This window comes from Streptomyces sp. NRRL S-1022, from assembly GCF_000720135.1.
In the GTDB taxonomy this organism is placed as follows: domain Bacteria; phylum Actinomycetota; class Actinomycetes; order Streptomycetales; family Streptomycetaceae; genus Streptomyces.
On sequence record NZ_JOIU01000034.1, the window covers coordinates 1 to 21,422 of the forward strand.

At 71.2% G+C, this 21,422-nt stretch carries 19 protein-coding genes, 1 rRNA gene and 1 riboswitch; of the genes, 12 read left to right on the forward strand and 8 right to left on the reverse strand.

Translation table 11 applies throughout. From position 1 onward, the window contains the following. The 11 genes from rrf to IG05_RS0135945 all read left to right on the forward strand — a co-directional run. Window positions 1–99 (forward strand): 5S ribosomal RNA (gene rrf, locus IG05_RS43945); the annotation flags it as partial. Between the two features lie 107 nt (window positions 100–206). After that, window positions 207–815, forward strand: a complete 609-nt coding sequence (locus tag IG05_RS0135900; protein ID WP_030348285.1) for a CDP-alcohol phosphatidyltransferase family protein — start codon at window positions 207–209, stop codon at window positions 813–815. Window positions 816–928: 113 nt separating this feature from the next. Beyond that, on the forward strand, window positions 929–3,424 hold the full coding sequence (locus IG05_RS0135905) for a mannose-1-phosphate guanyltransferase (RefSeq protein WP_030348286.1): 2,496 nt from the start codon (window positions 929–931) through the stop codon (window positions 3,422–3,424). 192 nt (window positions 3,425–3,616) lie between these two features. Beyond that, on the forward strand, window positions 3,617–4,465 hold the full coding sequence (locus IG05_RS0135910; RefSeq protein ID WP_030348287.1) for a DUF881 domain-containing protein: 849 nt from the start codon (window positions 3,617–3,619) through the stop codon (window positions 4,463–4,465). Further along, on the forward strand, window positions 4,462–4,794 hold the full coding sequence (locus IG05_RS0135915) for a small basic family protein (protein WP_003988855.1): 333 nt from the start codon (window positions 4,462–4,464) through the stop codon (window positions 4,792–4,794). Before IG05_RS0135910 ends, IG05_RS0135915 begins: the two co-directional genes overlap by 4 nt. A 5-nt stretch (window positions 4,795–4,799) precedes the next feature. Continuing rightward, window positions 4,800–5,708: a DUF881 domain-containing protein gene (locus tag IG05_RS0135920; protein ID WP_030348288.1), complete on the forward strand. Its 909-nt coding sequence runs from the start codon at window positions 4,800–4,802 to the stop codon at window positions 5,706–5,708. A 190-nt stretch (window positions 5,709–5,898) separates the two neighbouring features. Then, on the forward strand, window positions 5,899–6,729 hold the full coding sequence (locus tag IG05_RS46070) for an FHA domain-containing protein (protein ID WP_199808440.1): 831 nt from the start codon (window positions 5,899–5,901) through the stop codon (window positions 6,727–6,729). Window positions 6,730–6,774: 45 nt separating this feature from the next. After that, complete coding sequence (locus IG05_RS0135930) at window positions 6,775–7,512, forward strand: MerR family transcriptional regulator (RefSeq protein ID WP_030348290.1); 738 nt, start codon at window positions 6,775–6,777, stop codon at window positions 7,510–7,512. Between the two features lie 86 nt (window positions 7,513–7,598). Next, a complete protein-coding gene (locus IG05_RS0135935) occupies window positions 7,599–8,072 on the forward strand; it encodes a bifunctional nuclease family protein (RefSeq protein ID WP_026253112.1) in 474 nt (157 codons plus the stop codon). Window positions 8,073–8,333: 261 nt separating this feature from the next. Next, a complete protein-coding gene (locus IG05_RS0135940; RefSeq protein ID WP_199808441.1) occupies window positions 8,334–9,017 on the forward strand; it encodes a MerR family transcriptional regulator in 684 nt (227 codons plus the stop codon). 68 nt (window positions 9,018–9,085) lie between these two features. Continuing rightward, window positions 9,086–10,570, forward strand: a complete 1,485-nt coding sequence (locus IG05_RS0135945; protein WP_078894728.1) for a DNA polymerase IV — start codon at window positions 9,086–9,088, stop codon at window positions 10,568–10,570. A 476-nt stretch (window positions 10,571–11,046) separates the two neighbouring features. Here the strand turns inward: IG05_RS0135945 and IG05_RS0135950 are convergent, their stop codons facing one another. Continuing rightward, window positions 11,047–11,418 carry a PRC-barrel domain-containing protein gene (locus IG05_RS0135950; protein WP_030348293.1) on the reverse strand — a complete coding sequence of 124 codons (372 nt, stop codon included), beginning with the start codon at window positions 11,416–11,418 and terminating at the stop codon, window positions 11,047–11,049. Window positions 11,419–11,537: 119 nt separating this feature from the next. Further along, window positions 11,538–11,632: riboswitch (glycine riboswitch) on the forward strand. 174 nt (window positions 11,633–11,806) lie between these two features. Between IG05_RS0135950 and gcvP the strand changes: the two genes are divergently transcribed. Then, complete coding sequence (gcvP, locus tag IG05_RS0135955) at window positions 11,807–14,692, forward strand: aminomethyl-transferring glycine dehydrogenase (RefSeq protein WP_030348294.1); 2,886 nt, start codon at window positions 11,807–11,809, stop codon at window positions 14,690–14,692. A 54-nt stretch (window positions 14,693–14,746) separates the two neighbouring features. Here the strand turns inward: gcvP and IG05_RS0135960 are convergent, their stop codons facing one another. From IG05_RS0135960 to IG05_RS0135990, 7 genes are all read right to left on the reverse strand, one after another. Further along, window positions 14,747–15,166 (reverse strand): TOBE domain-containing protein, encoded by a 420-nt coding sequence (locus IG05_RS0135960; RefSeq protein WP_030348295.1) that lies wholly within the window; start codon window positions 15,164–15,166, stop codon window positions 14,747–14,749. Between the two features lie 28 nt (window positions 15,167–15,194). Beyond that, complete coding sequence (locus IG05_RS0135965; protein WP_078894732.1) at window positions 15,195–16,322, reverse strand: ABC transporter ATP-binding protein; 1,128 nt, start codon at window positions 16,320–16,322, stop codon at window positions 15,195–15,197. Further along, window positions 16,319–17,179, reverse strand: a complete 861-nt coding sequence (modB, locus tag IG05_RS0135970; protein WP_030348297.1) for a molybdate ABC transporter permease subunit — start codon at window positions 17,177–17,179, stop codon at window positions 16,319–16,321. The genes IG05_RS0135965 and modB overlap by 4 nt, the downstream gene beginning before the upstream one ends. Continuing rightward, window positions 17,176–17,988, reverse strand: a complete 813-nt coding sequence (modA, locus tag IG05_RS0135975; RefSeq protein ID WP_030348298.1) for a molybdate ABC transporter substrate-binding protein — start codon at window positions 17,986–17,988, stop codon at window positions 17,176–17,178. The genes modB and modA overlap by 4 nt, the downstream gene beginning before the upstream one ends. A 168-nt stretch (window positions 17,989–18,156) precedes the next feature. After that, window positions 18,157–18,552, reverse strand: coding sequence for a TOBE domain-containing protein (locus IG05_RS0135980; RefSeq protein WP_030348299.1), 396 nt, complete (start codon window positions 18,550–18,552; stop codon window positions 18,157–18,159). Between the two features lie 44 nt (window positions 18,553–18,596). Beyond that, window positions 18,597–20,555, reverse strand: coding sequence for an APC family permease (locus tag IG05_RS0135985; protein WP_030348300.1), 1,959 nt, complete (start codon window positions 20,553–20,555; stop codon window positions 18,597–18,599). 242 nt (window positions 20,556–20,797) lie between these two features. Continuing rightward, a complete protein-coding gene (locus IG05_RS0135990; RefSeq protein WP_030348301.1) occupies window positions 20,798–21,355 on the reverse strand; it encodes a hypothetical protein in 558 nt (185 codons plus the stop codon). Window positions 21,356–21,422 lie beyond the last annotated feature (67 nt).

The window sequence follows — 21,422 nt, forward strand, 5'->3', positions numbered from 1 at the left end:
AGGGAAACGCCCGGTTACATTCCGAACCCGGAAGCTAAGCCTCACAGCGCCGATGGTACTGCAGGGGGGACCCTGTGGGAGAGTAGGACACCGCCGAACTCCTTTTACAGCTCCGGCTCTTGGGCACTGCCCAGGGGCCGGAGCTTTTTTGCGTTGAGGTAAGGTCAGGGGGCATCGTCGGCTCGTTTCGCACAGGAGGCCCCCGGGTGGAGGTCCAGGAGACCCGTGTCCAGACAGACCGGGTCCTCACCATCCCCAACATCCTCAGCATGGCGCGGCTCGTCGGCGTACCCCTCTTCCTGTGGCTGATCCTCAGGCCGGAGTTCGGCGGCCCCAAGAGCGATGGCTGGGCCCTCCTCGTCCTCGCGTTCAGCGGGGTCAGCGACTACCTGGACGGCAAGCTCGCCCGGCGCTGGAACCAGATCAGCAGCCTCGGCCGGCTGCTCGACCCCGCCGCCGACCGGCTCTACGTCCTCTCCACGCTGCTCGGGCTGACCTGGCGGGGAATCCTCCCGCTCTGGCTCACCGCCCTCCTGCTGGCCCGCGAGCTGGTCCTCCTGGTCATGGTGGGCATCCTCCGCCGGCACGGCTATCCGCCGCCGCAGGTGAACTTCCTCGGCAAGGCCGCCACGTTCAACCTCATGTACGCCTTCCCGCTCCTGCTCCTCAGCGACGGAAACGGATGGATCGCGTCACTCGCCGCAGTTTTCGGGTGGGCTTTCGCCGGATGGGGTACAACCCTCTATTGGTGGGCAGGAGTGCTGTACGTAGTACAAGTCCGCCGTCTGGTGCGCGCGGACGCCGAGGCCGATTGAGCCCGTTCCTTGTCTGGACAAAGTCGTCCGATGGCCGCCCGCCACGAAATGCGGGACACTTTGGACGGGTGAAGTCGGCTAGACAGTCATCTCTTTAGGAGGACGCTTCCGACATGAAGGCCGTCGTGATGGCCGGCGGCGAAGGCACGCGCCTTCGCCCAATGACCTCCAGCATGCCCAAGCCGCTCCTGCCCGTGGCGAATCGCCCGATCATGGAGCACGTGCTGCGACTGCTCAAAAAGCACGGGCTCAACGAGACCGTGGTCACTGTGCAGTTCCTGGCGTCCCTCGTAAAGAACTACTTCGGTGACGGTGAAGAGCTCGGTATGGAGCTCACGTACGCCAACGAGGAGAAGCCACTCGGTACCGCCGGAAGCGTCAAGAACGCCGAGGAGGCGTTGAAGGACGATGCCTTCCTCGTCATCTCCGGCGATGCGCTGACCGACTTCGACCTCACCGAACTGATCAATTTCCACAAGGAGAAGGGTGCGCTGGTCACGGTCTGCCTGACCCGCGTGCCGAATCCGCTGGAGTTCGGTATCACCATCGTCGACGAGGAAGGCAAGGTCGAACGCTTCCTGGAGAAGCCGACCTGGGGACAGGTCTTCTCCGACACGGTCAACACGGGCATCTACGTCATGGAGCCCGAGGTCTTCAACTACGTCGAAGCCGACGTGCCCGTCGACTGGTCCGGTGACGTCTTCCCGCAGCTGATGAAGGAAGGCAAGCCGATCTACGGCTATGTCGCCGAGGGCTACTGGGAGGACGTCGGCACGCACGAGAGCTACGTGAAGGCCCAGGCGGACGTCCTCGAAGGCAAGGTCAACGTCGACATCGACGGCTTCGAGATCTCCCCGGGTGTGTGGGTCGCGGAGGGCGCCGAGGTGCACCCCGACGCCGAACTGCGCGGACCGCTGTACATCGGCGACTACGCGAAGGTCGAGGCCGGCGCGGAGATCCGCGAGCACACCGTCGTCGGGTCCAACGTGGTCGTCAAGAGCGGCGCCTTCCTGCACAGGGCCGTCGTGCACGACAACGTGTACGTCGGGCAGCACAGCAATCTGCGCGGCTGCGTCGTCGGCAAGAACACCGACATCATGCGGGCCGCCCGGATCGAGGACGGCGCGGTCATCGGCGACGAGTGCCTGATCGGTGAGGAATCGATCGTTCAGGGCAACGTCCGTGTGTACCCGTTCAAGACCATCGAGGCCGGCGCCTTCGTCAACACCTCGGTGATCTGGGAGTCCCGCGGGCAGGCCCATCTGTTCGGCGCCCGCGGTGTCACCGGCATCCTGAACGTGGAGATCACGCCGGAGCTGGCGGTGCGGCTCGCCGGCGCCTACGCGACGACGCTGAAGAAGGGCTCCACGGTCACCACGGCCCGTGACCACTCCCGCGGCGCCCGGGCGCTCAAGCGGGCGGTGATCTCCGCGCTCCAGGCCAGCGCCATCGACGTACGCGACCTGGAGAACGTGCCGCTGCCCGTGGCCCGGCAGCAGACCGCGCGCGGCAGTGCCGGCGGCATCATGATCCGGACCTCGCCGGGTGTGCCGGACTCGGTCGACATCATGTTCTTCGACGGTCAGGGCGCGGACCTCTCGCAGGGCAGCCAGCGCAAGCTGGACCGTGTCTTCGCGCGCCAGGAGTACCGCCGGGCGTTCCCGGGCGAGATCGGTGACCTGTACTTCCCGGCCAGCGTCTTCGACTCGTACACCGGATCCTTGCTGCGGAACGTCGACACGACCGGGATAGCGGAATCGGGTCTCAAGGTCGTCGTGGACGCCTCGAACGGCAGTGCCGGGCTCGTGCTGCCCAGCCTGCTCGGCAAGCTCGGTGTGGACTCGCTGACCATCAACCCCGGTCTCGACGAGTCCAGGCCGACGGAGACCGAGGAGATGCGTCGGAAGGGCCTGGTGCGCCTCGGTGAGATCGTGGCGTCCTCGGGTGCCGCGTTCGGTGTGCGGTTCGACCCCGTCGGCGAGCGGCTGTCGCTCGTGGACGAGAAGGGCCGGATCATCGAGGACGACCGGGCGCTGCTGGTGATGCTGGACCTGGTGGCCGCCGAGCGGCGCAGCGGACGGGTGGCGCTCCCCGTCACCACGACCCGGATCGCCGAGCAGGTGGCCGCCTACCACGGCACGCAGGTGGAGTGGACGACCACCTCGCCCGACGACCTCACGCGCGTGGGGCGCGAGGAAGGCACCATCTTCGGCGGCGACGGCAAGGGCGGCTTCATCGTCCCCGAGTTCAGCAGCGTCTACGACGGCACAGCGGCCTTCGTACGGCTCATCGGGCTGGTGGCGCGGACGCAGCTCACGCTCAGCCAGATCGACGCCCGGATTCCACGGGCGCACGTCCTCAAGCGCGACCTGGCGACGCCGTGGGCCGTCAAGGGCCTGGTCATGCGCCGGGTGGTCGAGGCCGCCGGGGACCGCTCCGTCGACACGACCGACGGTGTGCGGGTCGTGGAGGCCGACGGCCGCTGGGTGATGGTGCTGCCGGACCCGGCCGAGGCGGTGACCCACCTGTGGGCCGAGGGGCCCGACGACGCCTCCGCGCAGGCCCTGCTGGACGAGTGGGCGGCGGTCGTGGACAGCGCCGGCCGGTAGTCCCGGACGGCTGACAACGGCAGAAGCCGCCGCACGCGCGCGTGCCGGACGAGTGCCCCGCAGGGGGCCTGTCCGGCACGCGCGCGTGGGGCCGTTCGGAGGTACTGCGCGCGACGTGCGACGATGTGCGGCATGCCGCAGCAACCCCCCGTTCGGAGCAGCCCCACGAGGTCGCGGCGCCCGGACGCCTCCATGTCGTTGATCACCAACGTCATGGACCACAGCCTCGACGACGGCTATGCCGAGGCCGCAGCCCGGAGGAAGTCCCAGGGCGAGGGCGGCCTGCCGAAGACGCTCCGGGCCAAGCTGGTGCTGGCCGCGGGTCTCGTCCTGGCGGCGCTGGTCGTGACCGTGGGGGCGGCACAGACCAGGGTGACAGCGCCCGTCGTGGCCAAGGAGCGCCAGGAGCTGATCGACCGCATCGACGCCGAGACGGCGGACGCGGACAAGCTGGAGAGCACCGTCGACACCCTGCGCGACGACGTCAGCGCGCGCCAGCGGGCGGCCCTGAGGTCGAGCGGCGGCAGCGCCGAGGCGGACCTGGTGGGCCTGCTGTCGGGGGCCACCGCGGCGCACGGCCCCGGCGTCCGGCTCGTCGTGAACGACGCCAAGGAGGCCGCCGGCGGCGGGGACGGCACCAATCCCCGAGAGACCTCGGGCTTCTCCGACACCGGCCGGGTACGGGACCGCGACATGCAGCGCGTGGTCAACGGTCTGTGGGCCTCCGGGGCCGAGGCGATCTCCATCAACGGGCAGCGGCTGACCGCCCTGTCCGCGATCAGGGCCGCGGGTGACGCGATACTGGTCGACAACAGGCCGCTGGTGCCGCCGTACACGGTGCTGGCGGTAGGGGACGGAGAACGGTTGAGCACCAGGTTCCAGAACAGCGCCGACGGCCTGTATCTGCATGCCCTGGAGGAGAACTACGGCATCCGCGCCACCATCTCCACGGAGGGCGACGTCCGGTTGCCCGCCGCCCCCAGTGTGATCGTACGTACAGCACAGCCGAAGTCCGAGAAGACCGGGAAGGGCACATCGTGATCGCCGTACTGGGCCTCGTCGTGGGAGTCGTGGCCGGCCTGTTGGTCCGGCCCGAGGTTCCGGCGGTCGTCGAGCCTTATCTGCCGATCGCCGTCGTCGCGGCGCTGGACGCCGTCTTCGGCGGCCTGCGGGCCATGCTGGACGGCATCTTCGACGACAAGGTCTTCGTGGTGTCGTTCCTGTCGAACGTGGTCGTCGCCGCCCTCATCGTGTTCCTCGGCGACAAGTTGGGTGTGGGCGCGCAGCTGTCCACGGGGGTCGTCGTGGTCCTGGGCATCCGGATCTTCTCCAACGCCGCGGCGATCCGGCGGCACGTTTTCCGAGCGTGAGGCCGATGAGCGAGCAGAACGAGCAGAACGAGCAGAGCGACCGGAACGACCGGGACGACCGGGACCGCCGGGACGATCGGGACGGTCGGGACGGCCGGCCGGAGAACCCGTTGCGCAGGGAGCTGCCGGCCGAGGTGCCCGCGCCCGCGCCCCAGACGGTGCAGCAGGGCGAGGAGCAGCCCCAGCAGCCGCTGACGGGCAGGCAGCGGCTCGTCAAGGGCCTGTGGCCGCCGCGTTTCACGCGGGCCCAACTCATCGTCGCGCTGCTGCTGTTCGGCCTGGGCTTCGGCCTGGCCGTGCAGGTGGCGTCCAACAGCGACACCGACGGCGCACTGCGCGGCGCACGTCAAGAAGATCTTGTTCGTATCCTCGATGAACTGGATTCGCGTACTCAGCGTCTTGAGGACGAGAAGCAGGGACTCGAAAAGCAGCGTCAGGAGCTGCAGTCCAGTTCCGACCAGGCCGCCGAGGCCCGCCGGCAGACCGCCGAGAAGGAGAGGCAACTCGGCATCCTGGCGGGGACCGTGGCGGCGCAGGGTCCCGGCATCACCATGACGATCGAGGACACGAAGGGGACGGTCCAGGCGGACATGCTGCTCGACGCGATCCAGGAACTGCGCGCGGCCGGCGCGGAGGCGATCCAGGTCAACGGGGTGCGGGTGGTCGCCGGCACCTACGTCACCGATGCCGGCAAGAGCGTGAGCGTCGACGGGAACAAGATCAACACTCCCTATCGTTTCAAGGTCATCGGCAAGCCGCAGGACCTCGAGCCGGCGCTGAACATCCCGGGAGGCGTGGTGCAGACTCTGGAGAAGGAGCAGGCCACGGTGACCGTCGAGCGGTCGGACAAGATCGTCGTGGACGCCTTGCGACAGGCGAAGCGGCCTGACTACGCTCGGTCGTCCTCCCGGTGAACCGGTGGTGCATGGGGGTCGTCGCGCAGGGGCATGAGGTTGCGGGGGGTCGGCGCATCGAAGGGGTGGTGCGTGGTGGAAACTGTCTGGTGGATACGGACGTTGTGAGAATGTCCGGCTCGGCCGGTGTAGGCAATCAGGGTTCGTCCTGCCCCACGGGCGGGTCTGTTTCGGTCAAGGGGAATCGCCCGTGAAGTTGTTTGCGAAGTTGTTCGGCAAGAGCGCGCGAGAGGGCCGCGACAACGCGACCGCTCGTCATCGCGCACAGCCTGACGCGGAGGGCCAGCGCCCGCTGTTCCGGGACCAGGTCGCTGGTCCGGGCGGTGACATTTCCGGTGGTCAGGGCGCGGCGTCTGTTGACCCTGCCCAGTCCGGCGGCATAGGTTTCGGGCAACCGTCAACCTCAGGTACGGGTGGAGGGTTTGCCTCCGGCCCGTACGCGTCCAACGCCCCGGCGGGGCAGCCGCGGCAGGAGGATCCGTCGATGTCGGTCCTGGTGTGTACGAGGTGCGGTAACCGGAATGCGGAGAACGCCCGGTTCTGCTCCAACTGCGGGGCGCCGCTGCGCCCCGGGGTGGCGCCCGAGCGGGCTTCCGAGACGACGTCCACCATCTCTATCTCCGGCCTGGAGGCGTACGACTCCGAGGCGACGGGCCAGACGCCGCTGCCGATGCTCTCCCCGGAGGCACAGGCCGCGGTGGACGCCCTGCCGGTGGGCTCGGCGCTGCTGGTGGTGCGCCGCGGCCCGAACTCGGGCAGCCGCTTCCTGTTGGACAGCGACCTGACCACGGCCGGCCGCCACCCGCAGAGCGACATCTTCCTGGACGACGTGACGGTCTCCCGGCGGCACGTGGAGTTCCGGCGTTCCCCCGACGGCTCGTTCACCGTGGCCGACGTGGGCAGCCTGAACGGCACGTACGTCAACCGCGAGCGCATCGACCAGGTCGCCCTGTCGAACGGTGACGAGGTGCAGATCGGCAAGTACCGGCTGGTGTTCTACGCGAGCCGGCAGGGCATCTGACCCGCCCCCGGACCGACGTCCGGGGGGAACCCCCAGGGAAGGTCCATGCTTCAAACACCGAGCGGCGGTGCCGGAAGCGGTACCGCCGCCAGGGACAGTGGTCTGATGAGCATCGGCACGGTGCTGAACGTGCTGCGCGACGAGTTCCCCGAAGTCACCATCTCCAAGATCCGCTTCCTGGAGTCGGAGGGGCTCATCGAGCCGCAGCGGACCCCGTCGGGGTACCGCAAGTTCAGCGCCGCGGACGTCGAGCGCCTCGGCCACGTCCTGCGGATGCAGCGGGACCACTACCTGCCGCTCAAGGTGATCCGGGAGCACCTGGACGCCATGGAGCGGGGTGAGGCGGCCCCGCTGCCCGTGGTGGGGCGCCAGCGCACCCCGGACGACGCGCCCGGGCAGCCGGAGGGGCGCACGGTGGCCAGGATCGGCAGGGCCGAGCTGCTGGCCGCGGCGGACATCGGCGAGGACGCGCTCCAGGAGTGGGAGTCCTACGGGCTGCTCGCTCCCCTGGAGGACGGGGCGTACGACGCCGAGGCCGTGACCGTGGCCTCGCTCATCGCCGAACTGGGCCGGTTCGGGATCGAGCCGCGCCACCTCAGGGTGATGAAGGCCGCCGCGGACCGGGAGGCGGGGCTGGTCGACCAGGTGGTGGCCCCCCTCAGGCGCCACCGCAACCCGCAGACCAGGGCGCACGCCGAGGCCCGTACGAAGGAGCTGGCGGCCCTCACGGTCCGGCTGCACGCGGCCCTGGTGCAGACTGCTCTGGGCGTGCGGCTGCCTTGAGACGGCGGCCCCGCGGGACGGCCGGATCGGGCACCTGTTCCCGGCCCGACTACCCAAACGTCCCGGGCACGGCCTAGGGTTGCTGTGTGAACGAGCTCGATGTCGTAGGTGTCCGGGTCGAAATGCCCTCCAACCAGCCGATCGTGCTCCTGCGCGAAGTGGGGGGCGACCGTTACCTCCCCATCTGGATCGGGCCGGGGGAGGCGACGGCGATCGCCTTCGCCCAGCAGGGCATGGCCCCCGCGCGACCGCTGACCCACGACCTGTTCAAGGACGTGCTGGAGGCCGTCGGCCAGGAGCTGACCGAAGTACGCATCACCGATCTGCGGGAAGGCGTCTTCTATGCGGAGCTGGTGTTCGCCAGCGGGGTCGAGGTCAGTGCCCGCCCCTCCGACGCCATAGCGCTCGCCCTGCGCACCGGAACGCCGATCTACGGCAGTGACACGGTGCTGGACGACGCGGGTATCGCGATCCCGGACGAGCAGGAGGACGAGGTGGAGAAGTTCCGCGAGTTCCTCGACCAGATCTCGCCCGAGGACTTCGGCACCAGCAGCCAGTGAGCCGCGGCGCGCGGTCCGCCGGGCCCGGGTTCCACCGGGCCGGCCGGTGGCTCCGCGCGGGCGTCGCCCCGGCATTTGCCTCCGGCCAGTGAGAGCGTCCTACGGCCCGCCGCGAGCGCATTCGGCTAGCCTTTCCCCGCGGTGGGACACGGGAAACCACTCCTAGGGTGATTATCACTCGGCGTGCCGAGTGTGGCGATCGTTGACGCACCCCTGGTGACTGCCTACCGTCGAGAAGGCAGGTCAAGGACGGAGGTCGGCGTGAGAACCAGCGGCGACGGTACGGCTGGGGGTGCCCCCGGACGCAGTTTCGGGGAGAGCGGTCCGTACCCGCCCCCGAACCCGCGACTGCGCTCAGGCGGGGGGCACCCCCAACCGGGCAGCGCGGTGGATCACGCTCCGCAGCTGCCGACGGCGGTGCCGAACGGTGGAGGGGTGGCGGCCATGACGTCCGAAGAGATCGGCTACCGCGGGCCCACGGCCTGCGCCGCGGCCGGCATCACCTACCGGCAACTCGACTACTGGGCTCGCACCGGTCTGGTCGAGCCCAGCGTGCGGCCCGCCTACGGGTCGGGCACCCAGCGGTTGTACAGCTTCCGGGACGTCGTCGTCCTGAAGATCGTGAAGCGGTTCCTGGACACCGGGGTGTCGCTGCAGAACATCCGCACGGCCGTCCAGCACCTCAGGGAACGCGGTTTCCGTGACCTGGAGCGGATGACCCTGATGAGCGACGGCGCGACGGTGTACGAGTGCAGCTCGCCGGACGAGGTCCACGCCCTGCTCCAGGGCGGTCAGGGCATCTTCGGGATCGCCGTCGGCGTGGTGTGGCGCGACGTGGAAAGCGCACTCTCCCAGCTGCACGGCGAACGCATCGACACCGGCGAGACGCTCGTCGGGCACAACCCCGCGGACGAACTGGCGCGGCGCCGCAACCGGGCGGTCTGACCGACGAATCCCCCCAGGGGCGCTCCGGCACCACCGCGATGTCAGTGGCGTGGTGCAGCATCGGACATGTGAGAAACGCGCCCACGATCCTGCATCTCGACATGGATGCCTTCTTCGCCTCGGTGGAGCAGGCGTCCAAGCCGAGCCTGCGCGGGAAGGCGGTCGTCGTGGGCGGCCTCGGACCGCGCGGGGTGGTCGCCACGGCGTCGTACGAGGCACGTGTGTTCGGGGTCCACTCGGCGATGCCCATGGCCCAGGCGCGCCGGCTCGCACCCAACGCCGCGTACCTGGTGCCGCGCTTCGGTCTGTACCGGGCGGTCAGCGAGCAGGTGATGGCGCTGCTGCGGGAGCTGTCACCGCTGGTGGAGCCGCTCAGCCTGGACGAGGCTTTCGTGGATCTGGAGGCCGGGGGAGCGGCCCGGGACGAGGAGTCGGCGCGACGGGCCGGGGAGAGGCTGCGCGCGGACATACGGGCGGTCACCGGGCTCACCGGTTCCGTGGGGCTCGCCGCCTCGAAGATGCTGGCGAAGATCGCCTCCGAGCAGGCGAAGCCGGACGGCCTGGTGCTGATCGAGCCGGGCACCGAGCGGGCGCTGCTGGGGCCGATGTCGGTGCGGACCCTGCCGGGGGTGGGGCCGGCCACCGGGGACCATCTGCGCCGGGCCGGGATCAGCACGGTGCAGGAGCTGGCCGAGGCCGGTGAGGACGAGCTGGTGCGGCTGCTCGGCAAGGCGCACGGGCACGCGCTGTACGCCATGGCCCTGGCTCGGGACGAGCGGCCCGTCGTCGCCGAGCGGGAGACCAAGTCGGTGTCGGTGGAGGACACGTACGACGTGGACATCCACGACCGGCTGCGGGTCGGCCTTGAGGTGCAGCGGCTGGCCGACCGGTGTGTGCGGAGACTGCGCGAGGCGGGGCTGTCCGGGCGCACGATCGTGCTGAAGGTGCGGCGGTACGACTTCTCCACGCTGACCCGCTCCGAGACGCTCAGGGGGCCCACGGACGACCCCGCGGTCATCCGGGAGGCGGCAGCGCGGCTGCTGGACTCCGTGGACACCACGGGCGGGGTGCGGCTGCTCGGGGTGGGGGTGTCCGGGCTGGCCGACTACACGCAGGAGGACCTCTTCGCGCAGGCGATGCCCTCGCCGGCGGTCGCGGAGGTGCAGGAGGAGGCCGCGGCGGAGGGGATCGCGGAGCGGCCGGAGCCGGCGGAACGGCACTGGCGTGCCGGGCAGGACGTCCGGCACGCGGAGTACGGGCCCGGATGGGTGCAGGGGAGCGGGCTGGGGCGGGTCACTGTGCGGTTCGAGACGCCGCTGTCCGAGCCGGGGCGCGTGCGGACGTTCCTCGTCGACGACCCCGCGCTGGAGCCGGCCGAGCCGCTGCCGCTGGTGCCGGGCCCCTCGGACGGGGTTCCGCCCGAGGGACCGGGCGCGGCCCGGGGCGCGGAGCATTCGGGCGGCTTCCGGGCCGGGGGTGCGGGTCTGGAGGTGGAGATGGCTCGGGCCCCGGAGACAGGGCCGGGCTCGGAGGGCGCGGTGGCTCGGGCCTGAGCATGGCCGTGGACAGGGGCGATGGCGCGGGGAAGGGCGGGCCGTGGAGGCGCGGCGGTGTCCTGGGGTGCGGGGCGCAGGAGACGGTATGGGCCGCGCTCCGGACGGGCGCGGGCCGGGCACGCGGATCGAGCGTCGGGTGGCGGGCGGGCCGAGATGCGGGCGAGGGCGTGTAAGCCGGGTCCAGCCGGAGCGGCCAGCCGGCCCGGGGGGCAGGTCCGGAGACGGGGGGGAGCGGGCCCGGGCCTGGCAAGCGGATCGAGTCGCAGGCGTGGGCCGGGACGTGGGCGGGGTCGCGTGTGTGGGGTGGGTTCGCGGGTTCCGGGTCGTTGCCGTTCCCGGTGAAACCCGGCTCCCGCTCCACTACGAGCGCACCGGCTTCCGGGGAGGGGTGTGACGTCGGGTGGGTGCGGGTTGTGCGGGGGAGGTGAGCCGGATTTCGGAGGGGCGGGGATGGGCCGGACGGGGGGAGGCGGTCAGGGTTCTTCCGAGCCGGCCAGTTTGCCGAAGTCGTGGTCCGGGACCGTGGGGGGCGGGGCCACGTCGAGGCCGTAGTGGTGGTAGAGCTGGAGTTCCTGTTCGGGGGAGAGGTGGCGGCCCACGCCGAAGTCGGGAGCGTCCTTGATCAGGGCGCGGTCGAAGGGGACGTGCAGGGTGCCGCCGACGAGTTCGCTGGGCTCCAGGGGCACGAAGGCGTCCCGGGAGAACAGGCCGGTGCGTATGGCCGCCCACTCGGGTACTCCGGTGGCGTCGTCCAGGTACACCTCGTCGATGGTGCCGATCTTGATGCCCTTGCGGTCGAACGCCTTGCGGCCGATCAGGTTGCGCGGATCGATGTCGGTCTGCACGGTCCCTCTCCCTCCACGTGGTCGCAACTCATCCGTAAGCACTACAAAAGAGCACATTGAGTGAGGCGGCCACTCGAAGGCTCCGGCGTTGACCTCGCTGGTAGGCTGACAGCGGCTGCTGACCCCGTGCGGGAGAGTCCTCCGACCACCTCGGAGGCGCCGAAGGAGCAACTCCTCCCCGGAATCTCTCAGGCTCACGTACCGCTCGGACGAGGTCACTCTGGAAAGCAGGGCGGGTGTCGACGGCTCCCGCCCTCACCGACGGTGAAAGCCGGCGCCCTCGGGTGGCCGGTGAAGCTCTCAGGTTGAGATGACAGAGGGGGAGGCCGTCGGGGTATCCGTACCGGGGTGCCCCTCGAAGGTCGTGTCAGACCAGGAGGCCTCCGCAATGACCGCCCATCGCATTCCGCTCTCCGAGCTCGAAGCGGGCATTCCGTTCGAGCAGCGCCACATCGGACCCGACCAGGAGGCGCGGGCCAAGATGCTCGCGCAGGTCGGCTACGGCTCGCTCGACGAGCTGACCGCCGCCGCGGTCCCGGATGTGATCAAGAACGCCGACGCCCTGGACCTGCCGGGCGCCCGCACCGAGGCGGAGGTGCTCGCCGAACTGCGCTCGCTCGCCGACCGCAACCAGGTGCTGGGCTCCATGATCGGCCTCGGGTACTACGGCACGTTCACCCCGCCCGTCATCCTGCGCAACGTCATGGAGAACCCGGCCTGGTACACGGCCTACACGCCGTACCAGCCGGAGATCTCCCAGGGGCGGCTGGAGGCCCTGCTGAACTTCCAGACCGTGGTCGCCGACCTCACCGGGCTGCCCACCTCCGGCGCCTCCCTGCTGGACGAGGGCACGGCCGCGGCCGAGGCCATGGCGCTGTCCCGGCGGATGGGCAAGAACAAGAAGGGCCTGTTCCTGGTCGACGCGGACGTGCTGCCGCAGACCATCGCCGTCATCGAGACCCGCGCCGAACCGACCGGCGTCGAGGTGGTCGTCGCCGACCTCGGCGACGGCATCCCGGCCGAGCTCGCCGGGCGCGAGATCAACGGCGTACTGATCCAGTACCCGGGCGCCTCCGGAGCCGTACGCGACATCAAGCCGGTCATCGACCAGGCGCACGAGCTGGGCGCGCTCGTCACCGTCGCCGCCGACCTGCTGGCACTGACCCTGCTCACCTCGCCCGGCGAGCTCGGCGCGGACATCGCCATCGGCACCACCCAGCGCTTCGGTGTGCCGATGGGCTTCGGCGGCCCGCACGCCGGCTACATGGCCGTACGCGAGAAGTTCGCCCGCAGCCTGCCCGGGCGCCTGGTGGGCGTCTCCGTGGACGCCGACGGGAACAAGGCCTACCGGCTCGCGCTGCAGACCCGTGAGCAGCACATCCGCCGCGAGAAGGCCACCAGCAACATCTGCACCGCGCAGGTGCTGCTCGCCGTGATGGCCGGCATGTACGCCGTCTACCACGGCCCGGAGGGGCTGCGGACCATCGCCCGGCGGACGCACCGGTACGCCACGATCCTCGCCGAGGGGCTGAAGGCCGGCGGCGTGGAGATCGTCCACGGCGCCTACTTCGACACGGTCACCGCGCGCGTGCCCGGCAAGGCCGCCGAGGTCGTCGCCGCCGCCCGGGAGAACGGGGTCAACCTGCGGCTCGTCGACGCCGACCACGTCTCGGCGGCCTGCGACGAGACCACCAACCGGGCGCAGCTGGTCGCCGTCTTCGCCGCCTTCCGCGTGGCGGGCGACATCGAGGCGCTCGACGCGAGCGCCGAGGACACCCTGCCCGAGACGCTGCTGCGCACCGACACCTACCTGGCCCACCCGGTCTTCCACCAGTACCGTTCCGAGACCGCCATGCTGCGCTACCTGCGCAAGCTGGCCGACCGCGACTACGCGCTCGACCGCGGCATGATCCCGCTGGGCTCCTGCACCATGAAGCTCAACGCGACCACCGAGATGGAGCCGGTCACCTGGCCCGAGTTCGGGCAGCTGCACCCGTTCGCCCCCGCCGAGCAGGCGCAGGGCTACCTCACGCTCATCCGCGAGCTGGAGGAACGTCTCGCCGAGGTCACCGGCTACGACAAGGTCTCGCTCCAGCCGAACGCCGGTTCACAGGGCGAGCTGGCCGGTCTGCTCGCCGTACGCGGTTACCACCGGGCCAACGGCGACGAGCAGCGCACCGTGTGTCTCATCCCGTCCTCCGCGCACGGCACCAACGCGGCGAGCGCCGTGATGGCCGGCATGAAGGTCGTCGTCGTGAAGACCGCCGAGGACGGCGAGATCGACGTCGAGGACCTGCGCGCCAAGATCGAGCAGTACCGCGACGAGCTGGCGGTGCTGATGATCACCTACCCGTCGACGCACGGTGTGTTCGAGGAGCACGTCGCCGACATCTGCGCGCAGGTGCACGAGGCCGGCGGCCAGGTGTACGTCGACGGTGCCAACCTCAACGCCCTGGTCGGCCTCGCCAAGCCGGGTCACTTCGGCGGTGACGTCTCCCACCTGAACCTGCACAAGACGTTCTGCATCCCGCACGGCGGCGGCGGTCCCGGCGTCGGCCCGGTCGCGGTCCGCTCGCACCTGGCGCCGTACCTGCCGAACCACCCGCTCCAGCCGGAGGCCGGTCCGGAGACGGGCGTGGGTCCCATCTCGGCGGCCCCGTGGGGCAGCGCGGGCATCCTGCCGATCTCGTGGGCGTACGTCCGCCTGATGGGCGGCGAGGGCCTGAAGCGGGCCACCCAGGTGGCCGTGCTCTCCGCCAACTACGTCGCCAAGCGCCTGGAGCCGCACTACCCGGTGCTGTACACCGGCCCCGGCAACCTGGTCGCGCACGAGTGCATCATCGACCTGCGCCCGCTGACCAAGGCGACGGGCGTGAGCGTGGACGACGTGGCCAAGCGCCTGATCGACTACGGCTTCCACGCGCCGACCATGTCGTTCCCGGTGGCCGGCACGCTGATGATCGAGCCGACCGAGTCGGAGGACCTCACCGAGCTGGACCGTTTCTGCGATGCGATGATCGCCATCCGCGCGGAGATCGAGAAGGTCGGCTCCGGCGAGTGGCCCGCCGAGGACAACCCGCTGCGCAACGCCCCGCACACGTCCGCCGCGCTCGGCGGTGAGTGGACGCACGCCTACGGCCGCGACGAGGCGGTCTTCCCGGCCGGTGTCTCGGCCGCCGACAAGTACTGGCCGCCGGTGCGCCGGATCGACCAGGCCTTCGGCGACCGCAACCTGGTGTGCTCCTGCCCGCCGCTGGACGCGTACGAGGACTGAGCGAGCGCCGGTTCCCAAGGGCCCCGTCCGGTTTCCGGGCGGGGCCCCGCCGTGTCACGCCGTCGCCAGGGACACCTCGGTCGCCTTGATGAGCGCGACCACGTCGGAGCCCACGAAGAGACCCAGGTCGGCGGCGGCGTCCTGGGTGATGACGGCGGTCAGTTCACCGCCGGGCACGGAGATCCGCACGCAGGCCATCGCGGCGCCGGCGGTGAGACCGATGATCGCACCGGGGAGCTGGTTGCGGATCGACAGGCCCTCGACGCGCTGGGTGGCGAGGGAGACCTCGGTCGACTTCACCAGGGCCCGCACGGGCGAGCCGGGAGCCAGGGCCAGGTCCTCGGCGGCCTCCCTGGTGACGGCCGCGGTGAGGTCCTGCCCGCCGTCCAGGCGCAGCTTGACGGTGGCCATGACCTCGCCCGGCTGGATCGCGGTGACCGTGCCGGCGAGCTGGTTGCGGATGCTGAGGGTCATGGGCATCCACGGTAGAGCGCCCGTCCGATCAGGCGGGGTATGCGTGTGTCTGCGCCGCTTTGACCGTCGCCCAGACGGATGCGCCGGGGTGCAGGTCCAGGTCGGCGGCGGCGAGTGTCGTGAGGTCGGCGGCGAGAGCGAGTTCCCCGCCGAGGTCGGCGCGGATCTGGTCGCCGTGCGTCTCCAGCCCGGCCACCTCGCAGCGCCACAGGTTGCGGGCGCTGGCGCCGGAGGGCCGGTCCCGGAACAGGGTCACGGCGGACGGCGGGAACGCCACGAAGACCGGGCCGGACAGCTCCTCCGTGGTCGTGATCGCGGGCCCGGCCTCCAGCCGTACGGTGTGCCCGGCGGCCTGTCCGCGGTAGAGGTTGAGGCCGACGAGCCGGGCGATGTAGTCCGTGCGCGGGTGGCGGGCGATGTCGGCGGGCGTGCCCTGCTGGACGACCCGGCCGTGCTCCACGACCACCAGCCGGTCCGCGAGCACCATGGCGTCCAGCGGGTCGTGGGTGACCAGTACGGAGACGGCCTCGAACTCGGCCAGGTGGCGGCGGAGCTGGACGCGGACCTCCAGCCGGGTACGGGCGTCCAGGGCCGCGAGCGGCTCGTCCAGCAGGAGCAGCCGGGGCCGGGTGGCCAGGGCGCGGGCGAGGGCCACGCGCTGGGCCTGGCCGCCGGAGAGGTGGCGGGGCTTGGCCGCGGCGTGCGGGGTGAGGCCCATGCGCTCCAGCCAGGCCGCCGCCCGGGCGCGGGCCTCGGCCTTGCCCGCGCCCCGGCAGCGGGGGCCGAACGCGACGTTGTCCAGGGCGGACAGGTGCGGGAAGAGCAGGTAGTCCTGGAAGACCACGCCGACCGGGCGGGACTCCGGGGGTGCGTCCTCCAGGGGGGTGCCGTCCAGGCGGAGGTGGCCGTCCGTGAGGGGGGTGAGGCCGGCGAGGGCGCGCAGGGCGGTGGTCTTGCCGGCGCCGTTGGGGCCGAGCAGGGCGACGACGTCGCCGGGGGCGGCGGTGAGGGCCACGTCCAGCCGGAAGCCGGGGCGGTCGACCACGAGACGGGCGTCCAGGCCGGCGGGTGCGGGCGGCCCGGGCGGGGGCTGCGCGGGGCCGGCGGACGCGGCTGTTCCCCGCGTGTTCCGGGTGGATTCGGCGTTGCTCGTCATGACGGTGTCATCCAGCGGTCCCGGAGTCCGGCCAGGACCGTGATCGAGACGGCCAGGAGGACCAGGCTCAGGGAGATGGCTGCCTCGGGGTCGTTCTGGAGGGCGAGGTAGACCGCGAGCGGCATGGTCTGGGTGCGGCCGGGGAAGTTGCCCGCGAACGTGATCGTCGCGCCGAACTCGCCGAGCGCCCGGGCCCAGGCCAGCACCGCGCCGGCCGCGACGCCCGGCGCGATGAGCGGCAGCGTGACCCGGCGGAACGCGGTGAAGCGGGAGGCGCCGAGGGTGGCCGCCGCCTCCTCGTAGCGCGGGTCGGCGGCGCGCAGGGTGCCCTCGACGCTGATGACCAGGAAGGGCATCGCGACGAACGCCTCCGCGACCACGACCCCGGTGGTGGTGAACGGCAGGGTGATCCCGAACCAGGAGTCCAGCCACTGGCCGATGACGCCGTTGCGGCCGAGGGCCAGCAGCAGTGCCACACCGCCGACGACCGGGGGCAGGACGAGGGGCAGGGTGACCAGGGCCCGTACGAACCCCCGCCCGGGGAACTCCGTACGGGCCAGCAGCCAGGCGAGCGGCACGCCCAGGACGAGGCTCACGGCCGTCGCCGCGGTCGCGCTGACCAGGGACAGCTGCAGCGCCTGCCATACCTCGGTACTGGTCAGCTGGTCCGGCAGGCTGCGCCAGGGCGCGCGGATCAGCAGCGCGAGCAGCGGCAGCAGCAGGAACGCCAGGGCCAGCACGCCCGGCAGCAGCAGCGGCAGCGGCACCCCGCGCCGGGCCCCCGTGCCGGCGCGGCGGCGCCGCGGCCGGCCCGTGCGGGGGGCGGTCGCGGCGCCGGGTTCACCGAGCGGGGTCACGGCTTGAGGAACCCGGCCCCGCTCAGCACCCGCTGACCCTCGGCGGACCGCACGAGGGCGATGAACGCCTTGGCGGCCTCGGCGTTCCGGGAGTTCTTCAGCAGGGCGATCGGGTAGTCGTTGATCGCGTGGGCGGACTCGGGGAACTCCACGCCCTGCACCTTGTCACCTGCGGCCTTCACATCGGTCCGGTAGACCACCGCCGCGTCGGCCTCCTTCAGCGCCACCTTGGTCAGGGCGCCCTTGACGTCCTGCTCGTAGGAGACGGGGGTGAGCGTCAGCTTGCCGGCGTCCAGCGCCTTCCGGGCGGCGGCGCCGCAGGGCACGGTCTCGTCGCACAGGACGACCTTGAGACCGGACTTGGTGAGGTCCTTCAGGGAGGCCACCCCATGCGGGTTGCCCGGCACGGTGGCGATCTCCAGCTGGTTGCGGACGAAGGTGGCCGGGGTGCCGGCCGCGTCCTTCTTGTCCGTCACGAGCGCCATGGTCTTGGGGCTGGCCGCGGCGAACACGTCCGCCGGGGCGCCGCCGGTGATGCTCGCGGCGAGGCTGTCGCTGCCGCCGAAGTTGAAGCTGACCTTGGTGCCCGGGTGGTCCCGCTCGAACGTCCGGCCCAGGCTCGTGAAGCTCTCCTTCAGGGAGGCCGCCGCGAACACGGTGACCGTGCCGGAGAGCTTCGGGGACGCCGGCGTGCCGGAGTTGCCGGCGGAGTCCGACGAGGAGGAGCAGGCGCTCAGCGCCATCAGGGCGGCGGCTCCCGCACCGGCCAGCTGCCACATCCGCCGGGTCCGGCGCACGGAACGGGTCATCACGGATCTACTCCTCGGGGTCGGTCACACCAGCGTCGCGCCCTGCGACGATGATACTGCCGCATCTGCGAGGTGTAAGTCCCTTGTCGTATCGCATGAGCCGTGCATTCGCGACTTGTAGCTTGCATGTGCGGTCACGTGACGGCTGCCCGTGAACCGGCGTCCGGGTCAGGTGCGGTCGATGTGCACGTTGGTGGACTTCACGCGGGCGGTGGCCTCCATGCCGACCTCCAGGCCCAGCTCCTCCACGGCCTCGCGGGTCAGCAGTGACACGAGCCGGTGCGGGCCGGCCTGGATCTCCACCTGGGCGGCGACGTCGCCGAGCTTGATCGCGGTGACGATGCCGGGGAAGGCGTTGCGGACGGAGGTGTGCGAGGCCTCCTCCTCGGCGCCGCCGCCCTTGGCCAGTTCGACGGAGAACGCGGCGAGGTCCCTGCCGTCGACGAGCCGGCGCCCGGACTCGTCGCGGTGGGTGGCCACCCGGCCGGCGTCGGCCCAGCGGCGGGCGGTGTCCGGGCTGACGCCGAGCAGCCGCGCGGCCTGGCCGATCGTGTAGGACTGCATGCCGGTCACGATAGGGCCACCCGCCGGGAACCGGGGACCAGGGGTCAGCCCACGTGGACGCGGGGACGGCGGGTGCGGTCGGGTTCCGCCTCGCGGAGTACCTCGCGGGTGACCGGTGCGACCTCGCCCTGTCCGAAGAGGAAGAAGCGCAGGAAGTTGGCGAACGGACTGCCCTCGGTCCACTCGAAGTAGATGTGCGGGATGCAGCCCGTGAGGTCGCGGACGTGCAGCAGCAGCGCGGCCAGGGCGTTCGGGATGGAGGCGGACTCCAGCGTCAGCACCCGGTAGCGGCCGTGCAGCACCTCACCGTGCGCGGTCAGGCCCGCCTCGAACTCGGACGGGTCCGTGACCGTGACCTCCAGGAAGATGAAGTCCTCCTGCTCGGGCAAGTCGTGGTCGGTGCGGATCTGCTCGATCTTGTCGCGGTACTCGGCGTGGTCACGCCGGTCGGGCTCGTTGGCGATGAACCGCATCTTACGGCTGGCCATGTCCCGGACGAATCGTTCCGCCATGGGGTCGAGCGACACACTGGTCACCCGCAGCTCGAAGGCACGGGCCAGCCGGGACAGCAGCGAGACCAGCATGATGCCGGCGATGAAACAGGCACCGATCTTCACACCGTCCGGGCGCTCGATGACGTTCACTACGGTGGTGTAGAGGAACACCGCGGAGATCACCGCGAACACGACGGTCCAGCCGTGCTGCCCCGCCTTGCGCGCGGCGATGGTCACCGCGATCGCGGCCGAGCTGATCAGTACCAGCACACCGGTGGCGTAGGCGCCGCCCTGTTTGTCGACGTTGGCGTCGAAGAGCCAGGTCACCAGGAAGGCGATCAGCGTGAAGACGAGGACCATCGGGCGCACGGCCCGGGCCCAGTGCGGGGCCATGCCGTAGCGGGGCAGGTAGCGCGGCATCAGGTTGAGCAGGCCGGCCATGGCGGAGGCGCCGGCGAACCACAGGATGGCGATGGTCGAGACGTCGTACACCGTGCCGAAGGCGTTGCCCAGGTACTCGTGCGCGAGGTAGGCGAGCGCGCGGCCGTTGGCCTGGCCGCCCGTCCGGAACTCCTTCTCCGGGATCAGCAGCGTGGTGATGAAGCTGGTGGCGATCAGGAAGCAGCTCATGATGAGCGCGGCGGTGGTCAGGAGCTTCTTGGTGTCCCGGATCCGGCCGGCGGGCCGCTGTTCGGTGTCACCCGGGTCGCCCTGGACGTGCGGCATGACGGCGACACCGGTCTCGAAGCCGGACAGGCCCAGGGCGAGCTTCGGGAAGACGATGAGCGCCACGCCGATCATCATGAAGACGTTGCCGTGCTGCGCGGTCAGCGCCGTGCCCCAGTCGGTGATCACGTGCCCGGCGGTGAAGACGTGCCACAGGCCGGTGATCACGACGACCAGGTTGAGGGCGAGGTACACGCCCACCAGGACGACCGCCACCCCGATGGCCTCCAGGAAGCCCTTGAGGAAGACCGCGCCGAGCAGCGCCACGAGGATCAGCGTGATCAGCATCTGCTTGCCCTCCAGGGCCTGCGTCAGATGCGGGTTCTCCACCAGGTGGGTGGAGGCGTCGGCGGCGGAGAGCGTGATGGTGATCAGGAAGTCGGTCGCCGCGAAGCCCAGCAGGGTGAGCACGAAGAGCTTGCCCTGCCAGAACGACAGCAGGCGCTCCAGCATCGCGATCGAGCCCTCGCCGTGCGGGCTCTCCTCGGCCACCCGGCGGTAGACCGGCAGGGCGCCGGCCAGGGTCACGAGGACGAGCACGATGGTCGCCACGGGTGAGAGCAGACCGGCCGCCAGGGCCGCGATGCCGGGCTGGTAGCCGAGGGTGGAGAAGTAGTCGACACCGGTCAGGCACATCACGCGCCACCAGCGCTGTCCCTGGTGCGGCGGCTCCGGCTCGGCGTGCGGTCCGGTGTGGCCGCCGTTCTTGCCCATGTCGGACAGTCCCTCCAGCATCCAGGCGCGCAGGCGGCTGGTACTGGGAGGGCGCTCGGTCGTGGCCATCGGCGTGCTCCTGGGGTACGGCTCGGCTGTTCTGGGCCATCACGCGGACGGCGGCACCAGCGTAAGCAGAGCGTGACGCCCGGGCCTATGGATCAGGGCTCCGGCGGCGTCAATCTTGCGTTAAGAATGGCCTCCGGAAAGGGCGCCCGCCGGAAGAACAGGAGGCCGGAGGCGGTGTACCGGGGCGCAGCCGGGCGGGTGACCCCCGGCCGGTGGCCGGCTCGGGCGGCGGCCACCGAGCGTCACTCCAGTCCGGATGCCCGGAACACGCCGAGGGCCGTCTCGCTGTCCACGCGGCGGGCCAGGCGGTGCAGGGCGGCCGTGCCGCACAGCAGCGTGCCGGCCGCCTCGGAGGCGCGGGCGCCCTCGTCGAGCCGGTACCACAGCTCCGGGTTGCGGATGAGGACGTCGGGGTCGATCTCGACCCGGTTGCCGAGGGTGTCGCGAAGCACCAGGCGCTGGGCGACACCGTCCAGCGGGCTCGCGGCGGCCAGCAGATCGGTGCGGACGCGGCGGGTGCGCAGCAGCCGGCGGCTCGCCAGCCAGCCCGGACCGGCCGACACGCGCACCGGGACCAGCACGAGGAGCAGGAGCAGGGCCAGCAGGAGCCACAGGGCGGCGCGCCCCCAGGTCAGTGAGCCGGCGGTCCGGTCCACGCCCAGCAGCAGCCCGAACAGCGCACCGGCACACCGGCCCGCGCTGCGTACCTCCCCGGCCCAGCTCCGGTCGTACACGACGGTCCCGGCGCCGGACGGGTACGAGCCGGTCGCCCGGGGGAGGATGCGGTCGCGGTGCTCCATGAGGACGACGGTAGACCGCCGGCGGCGAGGCGCACCTCCCCTTGACGGCGCCCTGACGGCGGAGCGG

What these genes read in the sequence shown, in the direction of transcription:
- IG05_RS0135965 (WP_078894732.1), bottom strand. Translation starts at nt 16,322, where the DNA reads ATGACGAGCAACGCCGAATCCACCCGGAACACGCGGGGAACAGCCGCG.
- IG05_RS0135990 (WP_030348301.1), bottom strand. Translation starts at nt 21,355, where the DNA reads ATGGAGCACCGCGACCGCATCCTCCCCCGGGCGACCGGCTCGTACCCG.
- IG05_RS0135910 (WP_030348287.1), top strand. Translation starts at nt 3,617, where the DNA reads ATGTCGTTGATCACCAACGTCATGGACCACAGCCTCGACGACGGCTAT.
- IG05_RS0135930 (WP_030348290.1), top strand. Translation starts at nt 6,775, where the DNA reads ATGCTTCAAACACCGAGCGGCGGTGCCGGAAGCGGTACCGCCGCCAGG.
- IG05_RS0135985 (WP_030348300.1), bottom strand. Translation starts at nt 20,555, where the DNA reads ATGGCCACGACCGAGCGCCCTCCCAGTACCAGCCGCCTGCGCGCCTGG.
- modA (WP_030348298.1), bottom strand. Translation starts at nt 17,988, where the DNA reads ATGACCCGTTCCGTGCGCCGGACCCGGCGGATGTGGCAGCTGGCCGGT.
- IG05_RS0135920 (WP_030348288.1), top strand. Translation starts at nt 4,800, where the DNA reads ATGAGCGAGCAGAACGAGCAGAACGAGCAGAGCGACCGGAACGACCGG.
- IG05_RS0135905 (WP_030348286.1), top strand. Translation starts at nt 929, where the DNA reads ATGAAGGCCGTCGTGATGGCCGGCGGCGAAGGCACGCGCCTTCGCCCA.
- IG05_RS0135960 (WP_030348295.1), bottom strand. Translation starts at nt 15,166, where the DNA reads ATGACCCTCAGCATCCGCAACCAGCTCGCCGGCACGGTCACCGCGATC.
- IG05_RS0135980 (WP_030348299.1), bottom strand. Translation starts at nt 18,552, where the DNA reads ATGCAGTCCTACACGATCGGCCAGGCCGCGCGGCTGCTCGGCGTCAGC.
- gcvP (WP_030348294.1), top strand. Translation starts at nt 11,807, where the DNA reads ATGACCGCCCATCGCATTCCGCTCTCCGAGCTCGAAGCGGGCATTCCG.